Origin of the sequence: Sphingobium limneticum (genome assembly GCF_008710165.1) — a bacterium.
Taxonomy (GTDB): Bacteria; Pseudomonadota; Alphaproteobacteria; order Sphingomonadales; family Sphingomonadaceae; genus Sphingobium; species Sphingobium limneticum.
The window spans coordinates 112,770-136,011 of the sequence record NZ_VYQA01000003.1 but is presented as its reverse complement, the minus strand read 5'-3'; the positions used below and the strand labels follow the sequence as shown (position 1 = coordinate 136,011).

Sequence of the window (23,242 nt, the reverse complement as noted above, 5' to 3'; positions counted from 1 at the left end):
CCTATCTTGGCCGGTGAAAGTGAGTGATGATGAACGACGAGAAAGACCCGCAGGGCAACCCCTGGATCAAGAGCGCCATGATTTGGGCGGGCGTGATCGTCGCCCTGCTGCTGTTCGTGTCGCTGTTCGACAGCCGCACGACATCGGCTGCGGGATCGGCCATCGCCTATTCGGAATTCCGTTCCAAGGTGCAGGAAGGTCAGGTCAAGGACGTCGCGATCGCGCCGGACCGGATCAGCGGCACCCTGTCGAGCGGCCAGAAATTTTCCACGGTTCCGGTCAATGATCCGGGCCTGACCGGCCTGCTCGACGACTATAATGTCAAATATTCGGGGCAGGCGCAGGACCAGCCGAGCTTCTGGCAGATATTGCTCTACCAGTCGTTGCCGTTCCTGCTGATCCTGGGCATCGCTTTCTTCGTGCTGCGCCAGATGCAGAAGGGCGGCGGCGCCGGTGGCGCGATGGGTTTTGGCAAGTCCAAGGCCAAGTTGCTGACCGAAAAGCATGGCAAGGTGACGTTCGATGACGTCGCCGGCATCGACGAAGCGCGCGAGGAATTGCAGGAAATCGTCGAATTCCTGAAAGACCCGAGCAAATTTGCGCGTCTGGGCGGCAAGATTCCCAAGGGCGCGCTGCTGGTCGGTTCGCCCGGTACCGGTAAGACGCTGCTGGCCCGCGCCATCGCGGGCGAGGCGGGCGTGCCCTTCTTCACCATTTCGGGGTCTGACTTTGTCGAAATGTTCGTGGGCGTGGGCGCAAGTCGCGTGCGCGACATGTTCGAGCAGGCCAAGAAGAACGCGCCCTGCATCGTCTTCATCGACGAAATCGACGCGGTCGGCCGTCATCGCGGCGCGGGTCTGGGCAACGGCAATGACGAGCGCGAACAGACGCTGAACCAGCTGCTGGTCGAGATGGACGGGTTCGAGGCCAATGAAGGCATCATCATCGTCGCGGCGACCAACCGCCCCGACGTGCTGGACCCCGCACTGCTGCGTCCGGGCCGTTTCGATCGTCAGGTCGTGGTGCCCCGTCCCGACATCGAGGGTCGCGAGAAGATCCTGGCCGTCCATATGAAGAAGGTGCCGCTGGCGCCCGACGTCAACCCGCGCACCATTGCGCGCGGCACGCCCGGCTTTTCCGGCGCGGACTTGGCCAATCTGGTCAACGAGGCCGCTTTGACGGCGGCGCGTCGCGGCAAGCGTCTGGTCGCCATGGACGAGTTCGAATCGGCCAAGGACAAGGTGATGATGGGCGCGGAACGCCGTTCCATGGTCATGACCGACGACGAGAAGAAGATGACCGCCTATCATGAGGCGGGCCATGCGATCGTGTCGGTGCATGAGCCGGCGTCCGACCCGATCCACAAGGCGACGATCATCCCGCGCGGCCGTGCGCTGGGCATGGTGATGCGCCTGCCGGAACGGGACAGCTACAGCTACCATCGCGACAAGATGCACGCGAACATGGCCGTCGCCATGGGTGGCCGCGTGGCCGAGGAAATCATCTTCGGTTACGACAAGGTGTCTTCGGGCGCGTCGGGCGATATCCAGTACGCCACCAAGCTGGCGCGCGACATGGTCACGCAATGGGGCATGTCGGACAAGCTGGGTCCGCTGCAATATGAAGAGCAGCAGGGCGAGACGTTCCTGGGCTATTCGCAGAGCCAGCGCGTCCACATGTCGGACGAGACGGCCAAGCTGATCGACGCGGAAATCCGCGCTCTGGTGGAGCAGGGCTATGCCCGTGCGCAGGACTTGCTCAAGGGGCATGAGGACCAGTTGCACCTGCTGGCCAACGCCATGCTGGAATATGAGACGCTGAGCGGCGAAGAGATCAAGGCGCTGCTGGAAAATGGCGAGATCACCCGCGACGACGGCACGACGATCAAGCCTTCGGTCATTCCGGCGGCAGGCTCGTCGATCCCGCGCATCCGCAAGCGCAAGGGGCCGTTCGGTGAGGCGTCGCCGGCTGGTATCTGAAGCCTGGGTTCAGGAATGTAATGAAAAAGGGCGTGGCCGATGGCTGCGCCCTTTTTCGTTGGGGGGGGGTGGCCGGACCGGCGCGGGGATAGCGCCACGTAAAAGCGTCATGCTGCCCATGTAGGTTGTCGTGAATATCAGGAAGGTGACGGCGTGAACGGGTTGGCGGATATGATGCTGGCGATGGCGATGTTTCTGGCTGGGCCGCTGGACGGAGGTGCGGAAGCTGTATCGGCGGCGTCCGTCCGGACGCTGGAGCAGGCGGCGCGTGCAGGGCAGATGGCGCTGGCGAAGGATGGACATGCCGTTCCTGTCCGGGGCATGGCAATGGCCGAATGCCTCGTCTTTTTCGAGACGGCTGCGCAGCCTGGAGTGGTCAGGGGCGTGTCGTTCGACTTTTCGACGGAGAGCGTCGTCAGGGATGTTGCGGCAGATCTGATCGAGATCAGGCAGTTGGCGGGTGGGTCGCAGCCTTTGCTGATCCGCCATGAGTCGCGTGGAACGGATCTGCGCGACGCCCTGCTGGACGTGAAAGATCATTGCCGGAACGGGACGTCGATCTTTTAGCGGTAGGCCGGCGGGCGACTGGCTCTTCGGGTTGTTCCGCCCGCGCGCGCATGAGGGGCGATGTCGCGCCGTGTCGACCGCGGGGGCCTGATGGCGTGTCGGGCGTGGCCGATGGTGGCGCCCATTTCGGATCCTGGCGCATGGGGTGCGAAGGCCCTATGCCCTTTGGGTCATGTCGGTCGGCCCGCGCGTTTTGGATCGTCGTCATTCCTGCTGCGTTCAGCAAAGGGCCGCTATCGCAGGCAGCCATTGGCCAGGAGATATAGCGTGCTCATTCGCCCTCCAGCGGACTTCAAGGATTGCGACGTCACCGATCATGGTCTGTACCTGCGCCGGCGGGAATTCATTCTCGGTTCTGCGGGTGTGGGCGCGGCATCGCTGATCGGCGGATCGGCGGCGCAGGCCGCGGCGCTTAAATATAGCCCTAACCGGATGGCGATCGACGAGGACAAGACGCCGCTGAAGGACGTCACCGGCTATAATAATTTCTACGAATTCGGGACCGACAAGGGCGACCCCGCGCTTTATGCCAAGATGATGAAGACGCGCCCCTGGACCGTGACCGTGGCGGGGCTTTGCGAGAAGACGGGGCAATATGGGATTGACGACCTGATCCGTCGTTTTCCGCTGGAAGAGCGCATCTATCGCATGCGCTGCGTCGAAGCATGGTCGATGGTGATCCCGTGGGTCGGCTTTCCTCTGGCCAAGCTGATCAAGGCGCTGGAGCCGACGTCTCAGGCGAAATATGTCGCGTTCCAGACCTTGCGCGACCCCCGGCAGATGCCCGGCCAGCGCAGCGACATATTGGATTGGCCCTATCAGGAGGCGCTGCGGCTGGACGAGGCGCTCAATCCCCTGACGTTGATGGCCGTCGGCCTGTACGGCCAGACCCTGCCCAATCAGAATGGCGCGCCGATCCGGTTGGTAACCCCATGGAAATATGGGTTCAAGGGCATCAAGTCGATCGTGCGCATCCAGTTCACCGCCAACCGCCCCAAGACGAGCTGGAATATATTGGCCCCGCGCGAATATGGATTTTACGGCAATGTGAACCCGGACGTGGATCATCCCCGCTGGTCGCAGGCCAAGGAGCGGCGGATCGGCGAATTTTTCCGGCGCAAGACTTTGCCGTTCAACGGCTATGGCGATCAGGTGGCCGGCCTGTATCGCGGCCTCGATGCCCGAACGCTTTATTGATGGCGCGCGCGACAGGGACCATGGCGCGCCGGATCGAGTCCGGCCTGATCTGGCTGTTATGCGTGATGCCGCTCCTGATCCTTGCGGGGCAGGGGCTGACGGATGGGCTGACGGCCAATCCGGTCGAATATGTGCTGCGCGCGCTGGGCGTGTGGGCGTTGCGATTTTTGTGCGTCACGCTGGCTATCGGCCTGATCGCGCGATTTGGCCTGTGGCGGCGGGCCATGGTCTATCGCCGTCGCATCGGCCTGTGGGCGTTCGCCTATGTCTGCCTGCATCTGACGACCTATATCCTCGTCGATCAGGCGCTCGACTGGCCCGGTATCGTCAAGGATATCGTCAAGCGCCCCTATATCACCATCGGCATGGCGGCCTTCATCCTGTTGATCCCGCTGGCGGTCACATCCGTCAACAAGGTGCGGCGGGCGATGCGGCCGCGTCACTGGCTTTGGCTGCACCGGTTGGTTTACCTGATCGCGGTGCTGGGCGTCGCCCATTATTATCTACTGGTAAAGGCCGACCATCGCGACCCCATCCTTTACGGGGTCGTCATCCTGGCCCTGTTGGGTGTCCGTTTGATCCCCCGGCGACGCGGCGCAATTAAATGAGTCATGGGGTCTGGCCGTTTGGCCCCGGAGTGGTTACATGGGCCGCCACAAATCCCCAGGGGTCAGCCAGCAGCCCCGCAGCAGAAAGTGGCTTTTTCCATGGACATCCGCCTCGGCCTCACCTTTGACGACGTGCTGTTGCAGCCCGCCGAATCCGATGTGCTGCCCAGCCAGGCGGATACGTCCACCTATGTCACCAAGGCGATCAAGCTGAACATCCCGATCCTGTCGTCCGCGATGGACACGGTGACGGAGGCCGACATGGCGATCGTGATGGCGCAGTTGGGCGGCATCGGCGTGCTGCACCGCAACCTGACGGTCGAGGAACAGGCCGATGCGGTGCGCGCGGTCAAGCGGTTCGAAAGCGGCATGGTGGTCAATCCCATCACCATCCTGCCCACCGCCACGCTGGCCGACGCGCAGATGCTGATGCAGCGGCACAAGATCAGCGGCATCCCGGTCGTGGAGCAGAGCGGCAAGCTGGTCGGCATTTTGACCCACCGCGACACGCGCTTTGCGGAAAACCCCGCGCAGCCGGTCAGCGAGCTGATGACGAAGGACAATCTGGCCACGGTCAAGGTCGGCGTGGGTCAGGAAGAGGCGCAGCGCCTGTTGCACCAGCGCCGGATCGAAAAGCTGCTGGTGGTGGACGATGCCTATCATTGCGTGGGCCTGATCACCGTCAAGGACATCGAAAAGGCCGTCACCTATCCTCAGGCGACCAAGGATGGCACCGGCCGCCTGCGCGTTGCCGCCGCCTCCACCGTGGGGGAAAAGGGGCTGGAGCGCAGCAAGGCGCTGATCGACGCGGAATGCGACCTGATCGTCATCGACACCGCCCACGGCCATAGCCGTCAGGTGGCGGTCGCGGTGGAAGCGGTGAAGAAGCTGTCCAACCATGTACAGGTGGTCGCCGGTAACGTCGCCACCGCCGAAGCGACCAAGGCGCTGATCGGCGCGGGCGCGGATTGCGTGAAGGTCGGCATCGGGCCGGGCTCCATCTGCACCACGCGCGTCGTCGCGGGCGTGGGCGTGCCGCAGCTGACCGCCGTGATGGATTCGGCCGAGGAAGCGCACAAGCATGGCGTGCCGGTGATCGCCGATGGTGGCCTGCGCACGTCGGGCGACGTGGCGAAGGCTCTGGCGGCGGGCGCAGGCTGCGTCATGGTCGGGTCGCTGCTGGCGGGCACGGCCGAAGCGCCGGGCGAAACCTTCCTGTATCAGGGCCGGGCGTATAAGAGCTATCGCGGCATGGGCAGCGTCGGCGCGATGGCGCGCGGCAGTGCCGACCGCTATTTCCAGGCGGATATCAAAGACCAGATGAAGCTGGTGCCCGAAGGGATCGAAGGCCAGGTGCCGTTCAAGGGTCCGGCCAAGGATGTCATCCATCAGCTGGTCGGCGGCGTGAAGGCCGCGATGGGCTATACCGGCAGCGCCACGATCAAGGATTTGCAGGAACGCGCGCGTTTCGTGCAGATTACGAACGCGGGGCTTTCGGAAAGCCATGTTCATGACGTGACGATCACGCGGGAAGCGCCCAATTATCCGACGCGCTGATCCGTCACTTATTCCCCTCCCTTCTAGGGAGGGGTTAGGGGTGGGTAGCCTCCGAAGGAGGCTCGCTTCGCTCGCACCCACCCCCGGCCCCTCCCTTGAAAGGGAGGGGGGAGGAATGGCATGACACCCTCTGCGCGCATACAGGCCGCTATCGATCTGCTCGACGCCATCATCGCGTCGGCGCGCGATGGCGGGCCGGCGGCCGATACGCTGATCGCACGCTATTTCAAGGAACGGCGCTATGCCGGGTCGCGGGATCGGCGGGCGGTGCGCGATCATGTCTATGACGCGATCCGCCGCGCAGCCGAGCGACCGGAGACGGGGCGCGAGGCGATGATCGGCGTGGCGGAGGCGCGGCCGGATGTCGCGGCCTTGTTCGACGGATCGACCCATGCGCCGCTGCCGATCGAGCCGGGCGAATTGGGCGCGCAGGCGGGCGCGGTGCCGGCCTGGTTGCAGCCTCTGCTGGCCGCGCCGGTGGAGCAGGATGCGCTGCTCGGCCGGGCGCCGGTGGATGTGCGCGTGAACCGGTTGAAGAGCGATCCCGCCGTCGTCGCGCCGATGCTGCCCGATGCCGTGGCGATCGCGGGACTGAGCGACGGGCTGCGGCTGCCCGAAGGCTATCCGATCGAGCAGCAGGCCGCCTGGGCCGACGGGTTGGTCGAGGTGCAGGACGCCGGGAGCCAGTGGATTTCGGCCGCCTGTGACGCGCAGCCGGGCATGACGGTCGTGGATATGTGCGCGGGCGCGGGTGGCAAGACGCTGGCGCTGGCCGCGGCGATGGCCGGTCAGGGCACATTGATCGCGGCGGATACGATCCGGTCGCGGCTGGCCCGGCTGGAGCCGCGCGCGGCGCGGGCGGGCGCGACCTTCATCGAAACGCTGCTGCTGGATCAGAGTCATGAGGCGCGGGGCCTTGAGAGCCTGCGCGGCAAGGCGGACGTGGTGCTGGTCGATGCGCCCTGTTCGGGCACGGGCACCTGGCGGCGCAACCCCGAAGCGCGATGGCGGTTGACTCAGGCGCGGCTGGATCGGCTGGTTGGCGAACAGGCGCGGATATTGGATTTCGCGGCACCCTTGCTGGCGCCGGGCGGGCTGCTGGTCTATGCGACCTGCGCGCTGACCGACCGGGAAGGACGGGGGCAGGTGGATGCCTTCCTGCGCCGGCATGATGGTTGGAGTGCCGAGCCGATCGACCTGCCCGTGGGGCGCGCGCATGGCGAGGGTCTGTTGCTGACGCCGGGGCATGACGGCAGCGACGGCTTCTTCTTTGCGCGGCTGCGCCGGGGGGCGTGAAACAGGCCATGGACAAGCGCCCGCAAAATAGCGACACTTGTTCCGAATTAACGCCTGAAACATGGCTGGAGATAGTAATGCGTTTTACCCCCGCCTCGATCGCGCTTGCCGTCGTTCTGACCACCGTGTCGAGCGTGGGGCTGAGCCAGAAGCCCGATAGCCAGATCAGCCCGCAGTCGGTGGAATGGCAGAAGGCGGGCGAAGCCGCGCACAAGGCCGGCAATCTGGAAGGTGCGACCGATGCGCTGGAAAGCGCGCTGGCGATCGACCCGCGCAACCGCGCCGCCTTCGTCGAACTGGCTGAGGTCGCGCGCGCGCAGGGGCTTCAGGGCAAGGCGATCCGGCTCTACAAGGAAGCGTTGCTGCTGGATCCGACCGATATCGTGGCGCTCGCCGGACAGGGCGAAGCGATGGTCGAAAAGGGCGCGATCGCCAAGGCGAAGGATGTGCTGGCGCAGGCGCAGGCCGTGTGCAAGGGCGACTGTGCGCCGGTCGGCAAGCTGGCCGCCGCGATCCAGAAGGGGCCGCCCGCTGTCGCGATGACGACGGCGAAGGACACTGATCCTGCGGCCAAGAAGGCGCCGACCGAGACGCAATAACGGCGCGCGGGCGTCGGGGGTCTTGAACGCTCTATAACTCCCGTTCGCTCTGAGCCTGTCGAAGCCTGTCCTGAGCGACTGCTGCAAGTCGTCAGTCGAAGGGGGCTGTTTTTTTTCGCTAGATCGCAAGGAAGAAGGGCGGGGCTTCGACAAGCTCAGCCCGAACGGTGTGGGTGTTTACCCCGGACATATGGGCTGCGCTTTGACTTCGCCGTCCGGGCGGGGCAAGGCCGGGGCGACCGGCGCATGATGCGGGTCGTTTTCTGGCGAGATTTTCCATGACCTTCACCGACTTCGACGTCGACCTGTTCCTGCGCGACTATTGGCAGAAGAAGCCGCTGCTGATCCGCAATCCTTGGGGCCGCTGGGTCAATCCGGTGGAGCCGGACGAACTGGCGGGGCTGGCGTGCGAAGAGGGCGTCGAATCGCGGCTGATCGGTCGGGCGGACGGGCGCTGGACGGTCGAGCATGGCCCGATGCCGGAGGATCGCTTCGGGCATATGGGCGCGGCGCCCTGGACGCTGCTGGTGCAGGCGGTGGACATGCATGTGCCCGATGTCGCGGCGCTGATCGCGCCCTTTCGCTTCGTGCCCAACTGGCGGATCGACGATGTGATGGTCAGCTATGCCACCGACGGCGGCGGCGTGGGCGCGCATTATGACCAATATGACGTGTTTCTGATCCAGGGGCTGGGGCGGCGGCGCTGGCGCGTGGGGAAGCATTGCGATGCGGATACACCCTTGTTGTTGCAGGAGGATCTGCGCCTGCTCGCCGAGTTCGAGCAGACGGACGAATGGGTGCTGGAGCCGGGCGATATCCTCTATGTGCCGCCGGGGATCGCGCATGATGGCGTGGCGGTCGGCGACGATTGCATGACCTATTCGGTCGGTTTTCGCGCGCCCGCGCGCAGCGAACTGGTCGAGCAATTTTGCGCCCATATCGTGGGCGATATGGTGGACGACGATCGCTATGCCGACCCGGACCTGATCGTGCAGGCCAATCCGGGCGAGATCGATGCGGTGGCGCTGGCGCGGTTGCAGGCGATGGTGGCGCAGGCGGTGAACGATCCGGCGGCCTTCGCCCGCTGGTTCGGGGCTTATAATAGCGAGCGCAAATATCCCGAGCTGGATTTCCGGCCGGAGGAGCCGATCGCCGCCGAAGATGTGCGCGAACTGGTGGAGGATGGCGTCGCGCTGTGCCGCAATCCGGCGAGCCGTTTCGCGTTCGTGGCGCAGGGGGAAGGCGGGCTGACCCTGTTCGTGGACGGGCAGGTCTATGATTGCGACGGGGCGGCGGCGGTGCTGGCCGGGCAATTATGCGAGGCCGACAGGCTGGTGATCGATCCTGCGCTGATCGAGGATGAGGCGGCGGTGGCGCTGATCGTGACGCTGTTCAACGAGGGGAGCGTCAGCTTCGACCCGGAGGACTGAGCGATCCGCACGCGGTTGAGCATTTGTGCGAAGAAGACGCGCTTTGCGTCGCAAGAGGCGGCGTTGGCGGTGGCGTTGCGCGCGGATGTGCCTTTGCGGCCTTATCGGTGCGACCGGTGCCGGCAATTTCATCTGACCAGCCGGACCAAGGGGAAGCGTGTGCCGCGGTTGGGTATGATGCGATGATTTCGCGTTCCCCGGCCTGCGCCGGGGAACATGAAAGGCAAGGGCAGCTAAGGGTTAGCCGACTTGCACTTCGCGCCATTGCCCCGGTTGCAGGCCGTCCAGCGTCCAGTCGCCGATGCGCCAGCGGACAAGGCGCAGAGTGGGATGGCCGACGGCGGCGGTCATGCGGCGGACCTGTCGGTTGCGGCCTTCGCGGATGGTGAGGCTGATCCAGCTGTCGGGGATGCTCTTGCGCACGCGGATCGGCGGGTTGCGGGGCCAGATGTCCGGCGTGTCGATGCGTTCGACATCGGCCGGGCGGGTGAGGCCGTCCTTGAGGTCCACGCCCCGGCGCAGGTCGGCGAGCGCTTCGTCGGTAACGTCGCCCTCGACCTGCGCCAGATAGGTTTTGGCGGTCTTGTACTTGGGATCGGCGATGCGCGATTGCAGGCGGCCGTCGTCGGTCAGCAGCAATAGGCCTTCGCTGTCGCGGTCGAGGCGCCCGGCGGGATAGACGCCGGGAATGGCGATGCAGTCGGACAGGGTCGCGCGCGCGGTGTCTGTGCCGCGATCGGTGAATTGCGAGAGCATGTCATAGGGTTTGTTGAACAGGATCAGGCGGGGCATGGGCTATCCAGACTATGCTTCGATACGAGCCTTCGACAAGCTCAGTCTCTACTCAGCAGGAACGGATTGGCTGAATAAAGGATGGTTTCCTAGCGGCTCAATATGCGGGCGACGTCGACAAATTCTTCGACGCTGACCGTTTCGGCGCGGCGTTGGGGGTCGATGCCGATCTGCTCCAGCGCGTCGAGCGCGCCGGGGAGGCCCTTGAGGCTCTGGCGCAGCATCTTGCGGCGCTGGCCGAAGGCGGCGGCGGTGAGGCGTTCGAGAAATTTGAGCTGTACGCCGTCGGGCGCTGGCTTTGGCGTGATGTGGACGACGGCCGACATGACCTTGGGCGGGGGCGTGAAGGCGCTGCGGTGGACCTTCATCGCGATCTTCGCGTCGCTGCGCCATTGGGACAGAACGGCGAGGCGGCCATAATGATCGGTGCCGGGCTTGGCGACGATGCGTTCGGCCACTTCCATCTGGAACATCAGCGTCAGGCTCTGCCACCAGGGGAGTGGGGACCATTCCGCCGAGAGCCAGCCGACCAGCAGGGGCGTGCCGACATTATAGGGCAGGTTGGCGATGATGTGCGCGCCTGCGCCCGTTTCGGTCAGGGCGTCGACCTGCATCGCGTCGCCGGAAATGACGCGCAGCTGGCCGGGGAAGGCTTCTTCCAGTTCGGCGAGCGCGGGGAGGCAGCGACGGTCGCGCTCGACCGCGACCAGCTTTGCGCCGGCGCGCAATATGGCGCGGGTCAGGCCGCCGGGGCCGGGGCCGACCTCGAACGCCGGGGCGTCCCTGAGCGGGCCGGGGATCGCGGCGATGCGGTCCAGCAACTGTTCGTCGAGCAGGAAATTCTGGCCGAGCGCCTTGCTGGCGGCAAGGCCATGGCGCGCGATCACGTCTCTGAGGGGCGGCAGGGCCGGGCGGGTGTCAGCCATAAGCGATGAGGGCGCGGGCGGCTTCGGCCGCCATCTTGAGTGCGGCGATCATCGCGCCGGGATTGGCGCTGTCGGTGCCGGCGATGCCGAAGGCGGTGCCATGGTCTGGCGAGGTGCGCACGATCGGCAGGCCCAGCGTGATGTTGACGCCATCGTCGAAATTCAGCGTCTTGATCGGGATCAGCGCCTGGTCATGATACATGCAGAGCGCCGCATCATAGGTTTCGCGGGCGCGGGCGTGGAACATGCCGTCGGCGGCGAGCGGCCCGAATATGTCCAGCCCTTCGGCACGCAGCGATTCGATCGCGGGGCGGATGACGTCGATCTCTTCCCGGCCCAGCGCGCCATTCTCACCGGCATGGGGGTTGAGGCCGGCGACGGCCAGACGCGGGCGGGCGATGCCGAAATTGCGTTGCAGCCCCTTCACCGTGGTCAGCGCACGGGCGCGGATCAGGTCGATGGTGAGGACGGAGGGCACGTCGGCCAGGGCGATATGGATGGTGATCGGCACGACCTTCAAGGACGGTCCGGCCAGCATCATCACCGCATTATGGGCCGACACGCCGCAGCGTTCCGCGACGAATTCGGTTTGGCCCGGATGGGTGAAGCCGACGCCGTACAGCTGTTCCTTGCCCACCGGGGCCGTCACGATACCGGCGGCGGACCCCTGCCGGGCCAGGCCGACCGATACTTCGAGCGCCTGGAAGGCGGTGCGGGCGCCGTCGATGCTGGGCGTGCCCGGCACGATGGCGCCCGCGTCCGCGACCTGAAGGCAGGGCAGCGCCTTGTCGAAGACCGACGCAGCCTCCACCGGGGAGCCGATCGGTGCGATCGGTCCCAGCCAGACGGCGCGCAGCGAGGCCGCGTCGCCCACCGCGAAGAAGGGCGGCAGGCCGCGCGCTTCGCGCATCACCCAGCTTTTCGCGACGATCTCCGGCCCGATCCCGGCGGGATCGCCCAGCGACACCGCGAAGGGTGCGAGAGGCAAGGCGTCAGTTATATTCGATCACCGCATCGCGACGAAGATCGCGCAGATAGATGCGGGCGCGCTTGTTGACGCGTTCCTCTTCCAACTGCGCCATGATCTGTTCGGCGTTGGGCGCATTGGCCGAGGCCGGTTCGTCACGGCCGCAAACCACCAGGACGCGGACGCCGTCGTTGATCGAGCCGAAGGGCGGCGTGGCTTCGCCGACCTGAAGGTTGACGAGAATGTCCTGCAACTGCGGCGGCAGGTCGCGCACCTTCACATTGTCGTTATCGACGACGTCGGCGCCGATCTTCTGCCCGACCTCATTCGCCTGACCGCAGCCCTTGATCTCCTTGATCGCGGCGGCGAAGCTGGCGGCCTTGGCGCTGGCCTGTTCCTTGGTCGTACCCTGCGGGAAGAGGACCGACAGCTGTTTCAGGCTGAGCAGCGAATCGCGCGGATCGGCGGTCAGCACCTTGCGCTTATCCATGACGTAGATCAGCGACACGCCGCCGGCGACCGGGACCGGCCCGGCAATCTGACCGACCTGCATTTCGGTCGCGGCCTGCGCCAGTTCTGGCGGCAGCTGCGCCGGGCGGACCCAGCCCAGATCGCCGCCGACCGCCGCCGTGGAGGCTTCGGAAAACTGGCGGGCATAGGCCTGGAAGCTGCCACCCTGCTGAATCTGCTGGATGATGTTGCGCGCGTTGGCGATGATCTGTTCCTGATTTTCCGGCGTCGCCGACAGGTAGATTTCACCGATGCGATATTCGTCGCTGCCCTTGGACGCGTTCAGGCGATCGACCACCGACTTCACTTCGTCTTCCGACACGTTGACGAAAGGCTGGATGTTGCGCCGTTGCAGGCGGCTCCAGGCCAGTTCGCCCTCGATCTGGCGCTTGATGCTGGCGGCAGAGCTGCCCTTTTCGCGCAGATAGGCGTCGAACTGGGCCGGCGACTGACGGAAATTCGCCGCGACGCGCTCATAGCTTTGCTGGATTTCGGCCGGGTCGATCTTGATATCGTTGGCGGCGGCTTCCTGAATCTGGAGCGTTTCGTCGATCAGATTGCGCAGCACCTGCACGCGCAGGCGCTCCTTTTCCTCCGCTTCCACCTTGCCGCCATTGGCGGTGATGATGAGGGCGAGGCGCTGGTCGATGTCGGTGCCGGTGATGATCCGGTTGTTGACGATCGCGGTCGCCTTGCGGACGTTCGGGTCGCTCTTGCCGAAGACGGTGACGTCCTTGGGCAGGTTCAACTGCTGGCTGGCGACATTGCCGTCATCATCGACCGTCTGGGCGACAGCCGGCTGAAGGCCGGCGCCAAGCAGCGCGGAGGACAGGAGCAAGGTGCGAAAGCCCGAGCGAACGCCATGAAACAGGCTGATGGGCGAGGAAACGACAGGCAGCATCGTCGGCAATAATCTCCAATACGAACCCGCACATGATGCGCTGGTCCGCCTTAACCGGCCCTGACGGGGATGCAGGAGCCTGTTCCTTATATACCAATATTGCGGAAAGCTAGACGTAGCTGGAAGCCATTGCCCTTTCGCGCGTCGCCATTGGTCTGGTAACTGCGGACCCAGGTGAAGCCCAAGGTCAGGCAATCATCCTCATAAGCGAAGCCCAGGCGGTGGCGGACAGGTTCGAACCCGTCGGCTTCGCTGATCGGATCTTCCCTGGTGTCGGTCAGGTCGATGACGGTCGAACCGAATACGGACCAGAAGCGCGCGAACTGGGCGCGGGCGCCGAGGCGGATTTCCTCGCGGTCCTGCAAATCCTCGAGTCCCGAAATGACGTTGCGGTTGAGCCGCAGATAGCCCGCCATGACATAGGTGTTCTTGCTGCCGATCGTCGTGTCGATCTCGTTCCGGCGGACCGACAGATTATCCTTGTCCAGCCGGTAGCGATGGGTGAGCGCAATGAAATCCTTGTAGCGCACGGTGGTGCGGCCGACGATGTCGGACGTGCGATCGGACAGGCCGGTACCGTCGGGCAGAATGCTTTCGCGGCTGTCGAGGCGATAGCTTTGACCCACGATGCTCTGAAGCGAGAAATTGGGCAGGTCGAGGCTATATTCCAGGCCATAGGTGATGCGCGAACTATCCTCGAACCGGTCGTAGCCGGCGAAGCGGTTGAGCGCGAAAAGATTGCTGTCTTCCAGATCGACGGCGCGAGCGTCTTCATTGGGGAGGGAGAGGTTGGCGATCTTGGGCGACGCGACGATCTGAACGCGCGGGGCGATACGCTGGACGCCGCCGAACGCTTCGCCCATGAAGGGCCAGCGCATGTCGATGGCCGCCGCGGCGATCCCGCGCGATTGCCAGCCCGGATCGCCGGCATAGCTGACCACGGAGGTCAGCGCATTGTCGCTGCTGTGATAGACGTCGCCGCGCAGATAGCCGGTGAAGGTCACTTCCTGACCCAGGCCGGTCAGTTTGCGCAGATTCCATTCGGCCCCGACGAAGGCGCGCTGCGTATCCTGCCCATGGGTGCGGGTGATGGCCAGTGTGTTCGCCTGTAGCTGCAGCACGCCGCCCAGCAGCGGGTCGGCGATCCGGCGACGATAATCGATGAGGGGGAGCGCAATCGGCGTCTGCCCCTGCGAATCGCCCTGCCGCAGCGTTTGGACCGCCCAGCCGCGAATCGACAGATAGCTTTTGTCGTCGATCCGCTGCGCACCGATGGTCGAGCGCAGGCGATCTTCGCGGCTGATATCGTAGCGGCGCAGGAAGGTGCGGTCGGTGGCGAGGCGGATCGAGCCGTCCAGGCTCCATTCGGGTGACAGCTGCATCTTGCCGCTGGCGTCGATATAGCCGCGAATATCCTTTTCGGCGTTGGTCGAAACCGCGTCGCTGCCGATGCCCAGGCGGCGGCCATAGGTGGCATAGCCGGTGACGGTGTAGGCGCCGCGATCATAGAGATGCCGGTAGTTGGCCTCCAGCATCGGCAGGACGCCGGTATAGACGTGCGGCGTGATGGTGACGTCCCGATTGGGCGCCAGTTTGAAATAATAGGGCAGCGCCGCTTCGAACCCATTATTGCGGTCGTAGCGCAGATTGGGGACCAAGAGGCCGCTGCCGCCGCCTTCGCCCACCGGATGCGACAGGCCGGGCAGCGGGATCAGCGGCAGGCCGAACAGTTCGATATTGGCGTTGGTATAGGTGACGCGCTCGCGGGTCGGGTCGTAGACGACCTTGATCGCGTTGATCTGCCAGGTGGGTTCCTTGGGGCAGCCGTCGCTATCCTCGACCGCGCAGCCGGTATAGGTGGCGCGATTGAGCGTGTAGACGCCGTTGACCCGTGTGCCCTTGACCGAGGCGAGGCGGCCGCCGGATTGCAGCACCAGCAGCATATTGTCGACCGCGCCGTCCTTGAGCGTGTCGGTAACGTCGAAGCGGTCGCCATAGGCGACATTGCCGTCGGCATCGATGATCGAGACGTTGCCCTGCGCCTCCACCTTGCCGCTGGTGCGGTCCCACAGAACCTTGTCCGCGCGCAGCCGATTGCCCTCCCGCAGCAATTGCACATTGCCGTTGGCGGTCACGACCTCGCTATTGCTGTCATATTGCAGCGCGTCGGCGGCAAAACCGATCTGGTCGTCATTTTCCGGCGTGGGTGCGTCGGGCGCGCTGATCGGCGCGGCAGGCTCGTTCAGCTGTTGGGCCAACAGGTCCGGCGCGGCGCCAAGCGCAGCGGTGCCCAGCAGGGCGGCACGGAAGGAAAGGGAGAACAGGGCGTTTTGCAAGCAGTGGTGCCTCAATAGACAGGCGCATCAGGCTGACCCGCCTATCGCACACAAGCCGTGTCGGCAATCGCCCGTCGTGCATTGGCCATGGGAAAATCGGTCGAACGGCTTTGCCAGACGGGGAAAGCCGCACTATCTGGCAGACAAGAGCGGTGCGCGCCGCATCAGACAAGAGGAAAAGAACCCCGATGGATATCCAGTTCAGCCCGACCCGTCCCGAAGCCGACACGCTGGCCTTCGTCGTGCCCAAGGGCGGATTCGACGCCCTGCCGCTGGCCGCTGCGCCCGTTCTGGCCGCCGGTGCCACCGCGTCGCGCTTCACCGGTGAGGTCGGCACGAGCTTCGAAAGCTTCGTCGAGGAAGGCGGCAAGACGCTGCGCGTGCTGTTGCTGGGCGTGGGCGCAGGCAGCGAGCAGGATTATGAAAAGGCCGGCGCGGCGCTGACCGCCAAGCTGAACAATAGCGGCGCGACTCATGCCGCCGTGGAATTTTTCGGCGGGGCGAGCGCCGAGCAGGCGGCGCATCTGGCGCTGGGCGTGCAGTTGCGCGGCTGGCGGATCGACACCTATCGCACGCGCCAGGCCGAGAAGGCCAAGCCCACGCTGAAGACCGTCACGCTGGTGGCGACCGGTGCGCAAGCGGCGTGGGACAAGCTGGCGGCGATCGCGTCGGGCGTGGCCTTCACCCGCGAACTGGTGTCGGAGCCGGCGAACATCCTCTATCCCGAAAGCTTCGTGGAACGCTGCCAGCATTTGAGTGAACTGGGCATCAAGATCACCGTGCTGGACAAGGCGGCGATGGAAGCGCTGGGCATGGGGTCGCTGCTGGGCGTGGCGCAGGGGTCGGTGCGCGAAGCCCGGCTGATCGCGATGGAATGGGACGGCACCGGCGGCACGTCGGACAAGCCCGTCGTCTTCGTCGGCAAGGGCGTGACGTTCGACACCGGCGGCATTTCCATCAAGCCGGCAGCCGGCATGGAAGACATGAAGTGGGACATGGGCGGCGCGGGCGCGGTCGCCGGCGCGATGAAGGCGCTGGCCGGACGCAAGGCGAAGGCGCATGTCGTGGGCATCTGCGGCCTGGTCGAGAATATGCCCGACGGCAATGCGCAGCGTCCCGGCGATATCGTGACGTCCCTGTCGGGTCAGACGATCGAGGTGCTGAACACCGACGCCGAAGGGCGGCTGGTGCTATGCGATGCGCTGACCTGGGCGCAGCGCACCTACAAGCCGGAGGTGATCGTCGATCTGGCCACGCTGACCGGCGCGATCATCGTGTCGCTGGGTACGGAATATGCGGGCATCTTCTCCAACGACGACGGTCTGGCGGGCGACCTGATCGCGGCGGGGCAGGCGGCGGGCGATCCGCTGTGGCGCTTCCCGCTGTCGCCGGCCTATGACAAGCTGATCGACAGCCCGATCGCCGACATGAAGAATATCGGCCCGCGTTTCGGCGGATCGATCACCGCTGCGCAGTTCCTGAAGCGCTTCATCGAGGATGGCGTGAAGTGGGCGCATCTCGACATTGCCGGCATGGTGTGGGCGGACAAGCCCGGCGCGACATGGGACAAGGGCGCGACCGGCTATGGCGTGCGCCTGATCGACCGGTTCGTGGCTGAGAAGTTCGAAGCGTAAACAAACCTTTCTTCCGTTCGGGCTGAGCCTGTCGAAGCCCCGTTCTTCTGAAGAAGTGCGGCCCTTCGACAAGCTCAGGGCGAACGGGTTTTGGATGGAGCCCATGCAGGTCGATTTCTACCAGTTGAGCCGCGATCCCGTGGACCAGGTGCTGCCCGCGATCGCGGCGCGTATCCTGGGCCTGGGCGCGCGGCTGCTGGTGGTGGCGCAGGAGGATGATCGGCTGGAGCGGATTTCTGCGGGGCTTTGGGCTGGGGCGCCCGAAAGCTTTCTGGCGCATGGCCGGGCGGGTGCAGGCGGCGAGGCGCATCAGCCGATCCTGCTGGGCGCGACCTGCGACGCGGGCAATGGCGCGCGGCATATCGCGCTGGCCGATGGTGTCTGGCGCGACGAGGCGCTGGGGTTCGAGCGTGCTTTCTATTTCTTCGACGCCGACACGATCGATGGCGCGCGGGCTAGCTGGCGGGTGCTGAGCAAGGCCGATGGCGTAGAGCCGCGCTTCTGGCGGCAGGATGGCCGCAAATGGGTTCAAGGGCCGTAGGCAGGCCCTCAGGCCGCCCAGCCGGGCCTGCGAAGCGCGCTATCCTGCGCTCCGGTGCTCACATACTTGAAGTACGCTGCGCTCCGGTGCTCGAACATCACGCTTCTCGGCTCCGCCCGAACGGCCTGACGACCTACCTACGCACATAAGCGAAGCCCCCTTGCGGCCCGGCGCGGGCGCGTCTAAAGGCCGCGCAACTTTATTCCCAACAATCTGGAGTTTCGAGGGCCATGGCCGTCACGCGCACCTTTTCGATCATCAAGCCCGACGCGACCCGTCGCAACCTGACCGGCGCGGTCGCCAAGATGCTGGAGGAAGCCGGTCTGCGCATCGTCGCTTCCAAGCGCATCCGCATGAGCCGCGAACAGGCCGAAGGCTTCTATGCCGTTCACAAGGAACGCCCCTTCTTCGCCGACCTGGTCGCCTTCATGATTTCCGGCCCGGTCGTCGTCCAGGTTCTGGAAGGTGAAGACGCCGTGAAGCGCAACCGCGACATCATGGGCGCCACCAACCCCGCCAACGCCGACGCCGGCACCATCCGCAAGGAACTGGCCGAATCGATCGAAGCCAATTCGGTCCATGGTTCGGACAGCGAAGAAAATGCCGCGATCGAAATCGCCTATTTCTTCAAGCCGGAAGAAATCGTCGGCTAATCACCGATCGTCCCGATGGACACAGAAAGGCCCGGCGCTCTTGTGGAGCGGCCGGGCTTTTTCTGTTTTTCTCCACATCCGTTCGGTTCGAGTAGTCTTCGAGCGTAGTCGAGAAGACGTATCGAGAATGTTAGCGCGGACTTCTCGACGGACGGTTCTCGACAGGCTCGAACCTGCTCGAAGCGAACGGTGGGTGGGATGGTTAATGTGGCTGGATTGGCGCGGGGGCTTCGATCTTGACCGGGTCGGGTGTGCGGGCCTTCACGAACAGCTGCCAGGAGGACAGGGCCAGCACACCCGCCAGCAGCGGTTGCAGCACCTTGTCCGGGGCGTGGGAGGAGAGGTAGCTGCCCACGATCACGCCGGGGATGGAGCCGATCAGCAGGTTCATCAGCAATATGCCGTTGACGTCGCCCATCAGCCAGTGGCCCGTGCCGGCGATCAGTGCCAGCGGCACGGCATGGGCGATGTCGGACCCGACGATGCGGGCGACCGGCAGGCGGGGATAAAGGATGAGCAGCACCGTCACGCCGATCGCCCCGGCACCGACGGAAGAGAGCGACACGGCCACGCCGATCAGCGCGCCCAGCGCCGTGGTGCCGTAGAGGATCGTGCCGGCCGAATGGGTGGTGCCAAGGTCGCCGCGATGGCGGAACAGCCATTTGCGGCCGATCACCGCCACCGACGTCAGCGCCAGCAGCGAGGCGAGCGAAATGAGGATGATATGTTCGGTCGACTTGCCGACATCGCCGATCCATCCCAGGACGACCAACGTGACGAGCGCGGCCGGTACGCTGCCCGCAGCCATGCGCCGGACGATCGGCCATTCGATCGTGTCGCGCTTGCCATGGACGGCGGACCCGACGATCTTGGTCAGGGCGGCGAAGAGCAGGTCAGTGCCCACGGCGGTCTTGGCACTGACGCCGAACATCAGCACCAGCAGCGGTGTCATCAGCGATCCGCCGCCGACGCCCGTGACGCCCACCAGCACGCCGACCAGCAGCCCGGCCACGGCATGGAAGAGGTCGATCGATCCCAACACGCTCATGGCGCCCGTCTTATCCTTATCATGTGCAACCCTGCGCCTTGCCTTCCAGCCGTTTCAGGGGCGTAACACAAGCGGGTTTCGGGTTTCAGGGCGTGAACTTCAGCTTTTGGTGAGGCGTGCCCAGCGCGCATCGGCGCTTGGCTGGGCGGCGTCGGCCTTGACGGTTGCGACCCGCGAAATGCCGCGCAGCGCCACGCTGTGCCCCGCGATCCAGCCGCCCTTGATGCCATAGCCGATATCGTAGAGCGCGACATTTTCATGCGCGTCGCCGCCCACCACGAACCGGGTGGTGATGACGATCGGCAGCCGTTCGTCGCCCACGCTGTCGTCGGGCAGCTTCGCCTTGGCCCGCGCTTTCTTGAGCGCGCTTTCGAACCAGCCGGCCTCGATCCGCGGGTCGCCGGTGGTGTCGACCGGCGCGATGCCGAGCGCGCGGGGGAAGATGATGGTCTGGCTCTGGATCAGCTGGTCGGGATCGGCGGTTTTGAGCGCGATCCGATCATCCTTCACCGATTCGGCGTTCAGGATCAGGATGGCGGCGCGGCTGGACGCCTTGCGGCTTTCGGCGGCGCGTTCGGCCGCCTTGTCCGCGCGCTCATCTTTCTTGTCCGCCCAATTGAGATAGAGGGTGAGGGCGGAAATGGAGACGGCCAGCACCGCCAGCACTTCGCCCAGCGTGATCCAGCGGCGGCGAATCGCGGCGGCTTCCGCTGCGCGCTCCTCCTTCGCGGCCTCCTTGGGCATTTCGGGCGTATCGCTCATGGGCGTTACACCGCCTGCGGGGGGATTTCGAACCGGTCGATCACCCAATCCTCCGCCTGGGCGCCGCCGATCCATTCCTGCATCCAGGGATGGGCGATCACGGCGCGCATATAGGCTTCGGCGAAGCGGGCGACGGGCAGCTGATAGGTGATGAGGCGGGTGACGACGGGCGCGAACATCACGTCCACGGCACCGAACGCCCCGAACAGGAAGTCGCCTTCGCCGCCGTGACGTGCGCGGGCCTGCGCCCAAAGCTGCATGAGGCGGGCAAGATCCTGCGCCACCGCGTCCGACGGGGGCGTGGCGGGGTAGATTTGCCGGATGTTCATGCTGTGCTCGCGGCGCAGGGCGGCGAAGCTGCTGTGCATTTCGGCAGCCATGGACCGGGCCATGGCTCGGGCGGCGGGATCGGTCGGCCAGAACAGGTCGCCATCCGTCTTTTCATTCAGATATTCGACGATGGCCAGGCTGTCCCATACCACCACATCGTCGCCATCCCACAGGATCGGCACCTTGCCGGAGGAGGGGGCGAACTCGTCGCCCTCCCGCCGTTTCTCCCACGCCTCATCATAGAGGGGGACGACCACTTCCTCGAAAGGGAGGGCGGAGAGTTTGCAGGCCAGCCAACCGCGCAGGGACCAGCTCGAATAGGCCTTGTTGCCAATGAACAGCTTCATCATGCGTCCTTCTTAGACGGGGGACCGGCGACAAGTCGAGAAGGAAGGCTGTCGCGGGATGGTCATTGGCGGCGGGGGGCACTATCCTGCGGGTGACAGTCACTCGCTTGGAATCGGATCGATTAATTTCATGGGCATGCATGTTCTTCTGGCCGAGGATGACAGGCAGTTGCAGCGGCAGCTGGCCGAGCAATTGACGCAGTTCGGGCATCAGGTGGAAACCGCCGACGACGGGCTGGGTGCATTGGCGATCATCGGCCAGAAGGCGTTCGATATCGTCATCCTGGACTGGATGATGCCGGGCGTGGACGGGATCACCGTGCTGCGCCAGTTGCGCGAAGGGGGCATGAACGTGCCCGTATTGATGCTGACCGCGCTGGGGCAGGTGTTCGACAAGGTCGAAGGGTTCGATGCGGGGGCGGACGATTATGTCGTGAAGCCCGTCGATCCGCTGGAATTGAACGCGCGGGTCAATGCGCTGGTCCGCGCCCGCCGCACGACCGACCAGCCATCCGACACGGTGAGCGCCGGGGATATCACCATCAGCCCGTCGCGCCTGCGCGCTTGGCGGAACGGACGGCCGCTCAACCTGTCGCAGACCGAATTCAAGCTGTTGCTGGAGCTGGCGCGCAATGCGGGGACGATCGTCACCCGGCCGATGCTGATCGAGCGGATCTGGGGGCTGGACTTCATGCCGACGACCAATCTGGTCGATGCCCATATCCGCCATCTGCGCGTGAAGCTGACCGAGCATGGCGACGATCCGATCAGTACGCAGCGCGGCATGGGCTATCTGCTGCGCGCATGAGGTGGCGGCCGCAATCGTTGCGCGGGCTGACCATCGCTTTTCTGGCGCTGTTCCTGACCGTGACGATGGCGGCGGGACTGGGTACCTTCTTTGCGACGCTGTCCATGGTCACGGCGCTGGTGGACGAGCGGGTCGAGGCGGAAAGCCATGCCATCGCCCCGGTGGGCGCGGCGTTCGACCAGGCGGAATGGCAGGCGCGGATCGCCGATATGGCGCGCGAGCGCGACACGGCCGACCTTGGCATGTTGCTGACCGACGCGCAGGGGCGGAGGATTGCGGGAAATGTGCGCTTCACCCGGCCGTTGCCGCTGGGCTTTTCCGCGCTGGACCGGCGCGACCGGATCGAGGGGCTGAGCGCCGGCCGGGTGCTGGTGCGCGACCTGGGGCAGGGGGTGCGGCTGGCGGTGTTCGCCGAGACCGAACCGATCGATGATTATTTCGCGATGCGGCGGCGCATTTATATTGCGGGTTTCGGGGCGATCGTGGTGGTCGTGCTGGCCGGGCTGCTGCTGTTCCGGCGGTTGATCGGCGAACGGATCGAGCAGATGCGCCTGACTGCCGAATCGATCATCGACGGCGATATCGCCGCCGCGTGCCGCTGGTCGGGGATGGCGGTGAGTTCGATCGGCAGGCCGGCGCGCTCAATCGCATGCTGGATCGCATGGGCCAGCTGATGGCCGAAGTGCGCAACGTGTCGAACGATATCTCGCATGAGATGCGCACGCCGCTGGCGCGGTTGCGCGGCGAACTGGCGTTGCTGGAGCAGCGGGAGGTGGCGCAGCCGGTGCGCGATGCGCTGCAATTGGCGATCGGGCAGGCGGACGAGCTGCTGGCGATGTTCGGGGCGATGCTGCGCATTGCCGAAATCGAAAGCGGTGCGCGCCGGGCCGGGTTCCGGCCGATCGCGCTTGACCAGCTGGTCGAGGAGATGGTCGAGATGGTCCGGCCGGCGGCAGCGGAGAGGGACCAGCGCATCGCCATCATTCTGAACGAGCCGGCGCGGTTGGAAGGCGATCGGCAATTGCTGTCGCAGATGCTGGTCAACCTGCTGGAAAATGCGGTGCGCCATACGCCCATGGGGGCGGATGTGCGGGTGTCGCTGGAGCAGGCGAGTTCGGGGATCAGGCTGGCGATCGCGGATAATGGTCCGGGCATAGCGCCGGATCAGCGGGCGCTGGTGATGCGGCGGTTCGGCCGGACCGACGCCAGCCGGCATAGCAAGGGCCATGGGCTGGGCCTGCCGCTGGCCGATGCGATCGTGCGGCTGCATCGCGGCGCCCTGACGTTGGAAGATGCAGGACCGGGCCTGCGTATCGTCATGACCTTTTCCACATAAAAAACCGGCGTGGCGGTTGGCCGCCACGCCGGTTCAGAGCACATTATACCAACAAGCAATGATGGAAACCTATGGCTCAGCGTTCCCCGGCGCAGGCCGGGGTCCAGTTCAGAGCGTG

At 65.2% G+C, this 23,242-nt stretch carries 22 protein-coding genes; 14 read left to right on the top strand and 8 right to left on the bottom strand.

What is annotated here, in order from left to right:
• Positions 1 to 29: 29 nt before the first annotated feature.
• The 8 genes from ftsH (at position 30) to F4U95_RS05250 (ending at position 9,233) form a co-directional block, all read left to right on the top strand.
• Positions 30 to 1,979, top strand: coding sequence for an ATP-dependent zinc metalloprotease FtsH (gene ftsH / locus F4U95_RS05285; protein WP_150425035.1), 1,950 nt, complete (start codon positions 30 to 32; stop codon positions 1,977 to 1,979).
• Positions 1,980 to 2,132: 153 nt separating this feature from the next.
• A complete protein-coding gene (locus tag F4U95_RS05280; RefSeq protein WP_150424865.1) occupies positions 2,133 to 2,546 on the top strand; it encodes a hypothetical protein in 414 nt (137 codons plus the stop codon).
• 267 nt (positions 2,547 to 2,813) lie between these two features.
• On the top strand, positions 2,814 to 3,743 hold the full coding sequence (msrP, locus tag F4U95_RS05275) for a protein-methionine-sulfoxide reductase catalytic subunit MsrP (RefSeq protein WP_150424864.1): 930 nt from the start codon (positions 2,814 to 2,816) through the stop codon (positions 3,741 to 3,743).
• Positions 3,743 to 4,351, top strand: coding sequence for a protein-methionine-sulfoxide reductase heme-binding subunit MsrQ (locus tag F4U95_RS05270; protein ID WP_150424863.1), 609 nt, complete (start codon positions 3,743 to 3,745; stop codon positions 4,349 to 4,351). The genes msrP and F4U95_RS05270 overlap by 1 nt, the downstream gene beginning before the upstream one ends.
• 99 nt (positions 4,352 to 4,450) lie before the next feature.
• A complete protein-coding gene (guaB, locus tag F4U95_RS05265) occupies positions 4,451 to 5,908 on the top strand; it encodes an IMP dehydrogenase (protein ID WP_120249281.1) in 1,458 nt (485 codons plus the stop codon).
• Between the two features lie 120 nt (positions 5,909 to 6,028).
• Positions 6,029 to 7,204: an RsmB/NOP family class I SAM-dependent RNA methyltransferase gene (locus F4U95_RS05260; protein ID WP_150424862.1), complete on the top strand. Its 1,176-nt coding sequence runs from the start codon at positions 6,029 to 6,031 to the stop codon at positions 7,202 to 7,204.
• 77 nt (positions 7,205 to 7,281) lie between these two features.
• Entirely contained in the window at positions 7,282 to 7,803 is a 522-nt protein-coding gene (locus tag F4U95_RS05255; RefSeq protein ID WP_120249283.1) for a tetratricopeptide repeat protein, read from the top strand.
• 278 nt (positions 7,804 to 8,081) lie between these two features.
• Positions 8,082 to 9,233, top strand: coding sequence for a ribosomal protein uL16 3-hydroxylase (locus tag F4U95_RS05250; protein ID WP_150424861.1), 1,152 nt, complete (start codon positions 8,082 to 8,084; stop codon positions 9,231 to 9,233).
• Positions 9,234 to 9,473: 240 nt separating this feature from the next.
• Here F4U95_RS05250 and F4U95_RS05240 read toward each other — a convergent pair whose 3' ends face one another.
• The 5 genes from F4U95_RS05240 to F4U95_RS05220 form a co-directional block, all read right to left on the bottom strand.
• The gene (locus F4U95_RS05240) at positions 9,474 to 10,025 is read right to left on the bottom strand and encodes a pseudouridine synthase (RefSeq protein WP_150424860.1); all 552 of its coding nucleotides are present in this window, start codon (positions 10,023 to 10,025) and stop codon (positions 9,474 to 9,476) included.
• Positions 10,026 to 10,114: 89 nt separating this feature from the next.
• Complete coding sequence (gene rsmA / locus F4U95_RS05235; RefSeq protein ID WP_150424859.1) at positions 10,115 to 10,951, bottom strand: 16S rRNA (adenine(1518)-N(6)/adenine(1519)-N(6))-dimethyltransferase RsmA; 837 nt, start codon at positions 10,949 to 10,951, stop codon at positions 10,115 to 10,117.
• A complete protein-coding gene (gene pdxA, locus F4U95_RS05230) occupies positions 10,944 to 11,939 on the bottom strand; it encodes a 4-hydroxythreonine-4-phosphate dehydrogenase PdxA (RefSeq protein ID WP_150424858.1) in 996 nt (331 codons plus the stop codon). The genes rsmA and pdxA overlap by 8 nt, the downstream gene beginning before the upstream one ends.
• Positions 11,940 to 11,943: 4 nt before the next feature.
• The gene (locus F4U95_RS05225; protein WP_150424857.1) at positions 11,944 to 13,329 is read right to left on the bottom strand and encodes a peptidylprolyl isomerase; all 1,386 of its coding nucleotides are present in this window, start codon (positions 13,327 to 13,329) and stop codon (positions 11,944 to 11,946) included.
• Between the two features lie 86 nt (positions 13,330 to 13,415).
• Complete coding sequence (locus F4U95_RS05220; protein ID WP_150424856.1) at positions 13,416 to 15,665, bottom strand: LPS-assembly protein LptD; 2,250 nt, start codon at positions 15,663 to 15,665, stop codon at positions 13,416 to 13,418.
• 188 nt (positions 15,666 to 15,853) lie between these two features.
• Between F4U95_RS05220 and F4U95_RS05215 the strand changes: the two genes are divergently transcribed.
• The 3 genes from F4U95_RS05215 to ndk all read left to right on the top strand — a co-directional run bounded on the left by F4U95_RS05215 (position 15,854) and on the right by ndk (position 18,493).
• A complete protein-coding gene (locus tag F4U95_RS05215; RefSeq protein ID WP_150424855.1) occupies positions 15,854 to 17,299 on the top strand; it encodes a leucyl aminopeptidase in 1,446 nt (481 codons plus the stop codon).
• A 103-nt stretch (positions 17,300 to 17,402) separates the two neighbouring features.
• Positions 17,403 to 17,840 (top strand): DNA polymerase III subunit chi, encoded by a 438-nt coding sequence (locus F4U95_RS05210; RefSeq protein WP_150424854.1) that lies wholly within the window; start codon positions 17,403 to 17,405, stop codon positions 17,838 to 17,840.
• A gap of 230 nt (positions 17,841 to 18,070) precedes the next feature.
• The gene (gene ndk, locus F4U95_RS05205; RefSeq protein ID WP_093010670.1) at positions 18,071 to 18,493 is read left to right on the top strand and encodes a nucleoside-diphosphate kinase; all 423 of its coding nucleotides are present in this window, start codon (positions 18,071 to 18,073) and stop codon (positions 18,491 to 18,493) included.
• Between the two features lie 202 nt (positions 18,494 to 18,695).
• Here ndk and F4U95_RS05200 read toward each other — a convergent pair whose 3' ends face one another.
• The 3 genes from F4U95_RS05200 to F4U95_RS05190 form a co-directional block, all read right to left on the bottom strand.
• Positions 18,696 to 19,541 (bottom strand): sulfite exporter TauE/SafE family protein, encoded by an 846-nt coding sequence (locus tag F4U95_RS05200; RefSeq protein ID WP_150424853.1) that lies wholly within the window; start codon positions 19,539 to 19,541, stop codon positions 18,696 to 18,698.
• 99 nt (positions 19,542 to 19,640) lie between these two features.
• Positions 19,641 to 20,303, bottom strand: coding sequence for a hypothetical protein (locus F4U95_RS05195; RefSeq protein WP_150424852.1), 663 nt, complete (start codon positions 20,301 to 20,303; stop codon positions 19,641 to 19,643).
• 5 nt (positions 20,304 to 20,308) lie between these two features.
• Positions 20,309 to 20,983, bottom strand: a complete 675-nt coding sequence (locus F4U95_RS05190; protein WP_172598740.1) for a glutathione S-transferase family protein — start codon at positions 20,981 to 20,983, stop codon at positions 20,309 to 20,311.
• A gap of 127 nt (positions 20,984 to 21,110) precedes the next feature.
• Here F4U95_RS05190 and F4U95_RS05185 point away from each other — a divergent pair, with 127 nt between their 5' ends.
• From F4U95_RS05185 to F4U95_RS25065, 3 genes are read left to right on the top strand one after another with little or no spacing between them, the layout of a single operon-like run.
• Entirely contained in the window at positions 21,111 to 21,788 is a 678-nt protein-coding gene (locus F4U95_RS05185) for a response regulator transcription factor (RefSeq protein ID WP_172598741.1), read from the top strand.
• Positions 21,785 to 22,462 carry a hypothetical protein gene (locus tag F4U95_RS25070; RefSeq protein WP_246171501.1) on the top strand — a complete coding sequence of 226 codons (678 nt, stop codon included), beginning with the start codon at positions 21,785 to 21,787 and terminating at the stop codon, positions 22,460 to 22,462. The genes F4U95_RS05185 and F4U95_RS25070 overlap by 4 nt, the downstream gene beginning before the upstream one ends.
• A complete protein-coding gene (locus tag F4U95_RS25065) occupies positions 22,438 to 23,124 on the top strand; it encodes a sensor histidine kinase (RefSeq protein ID WP_246171500.1) in 687 nt (228 codons plus the stop codon). The genes F4U95_RS25070 and F4U95_RS25065 overlap by 25 nt, the downstream gene beginning before the upstream one ends.
• The last annotated feature ends 118 nt before the right edge of the window (positions 23,125 to 23,242 follow it).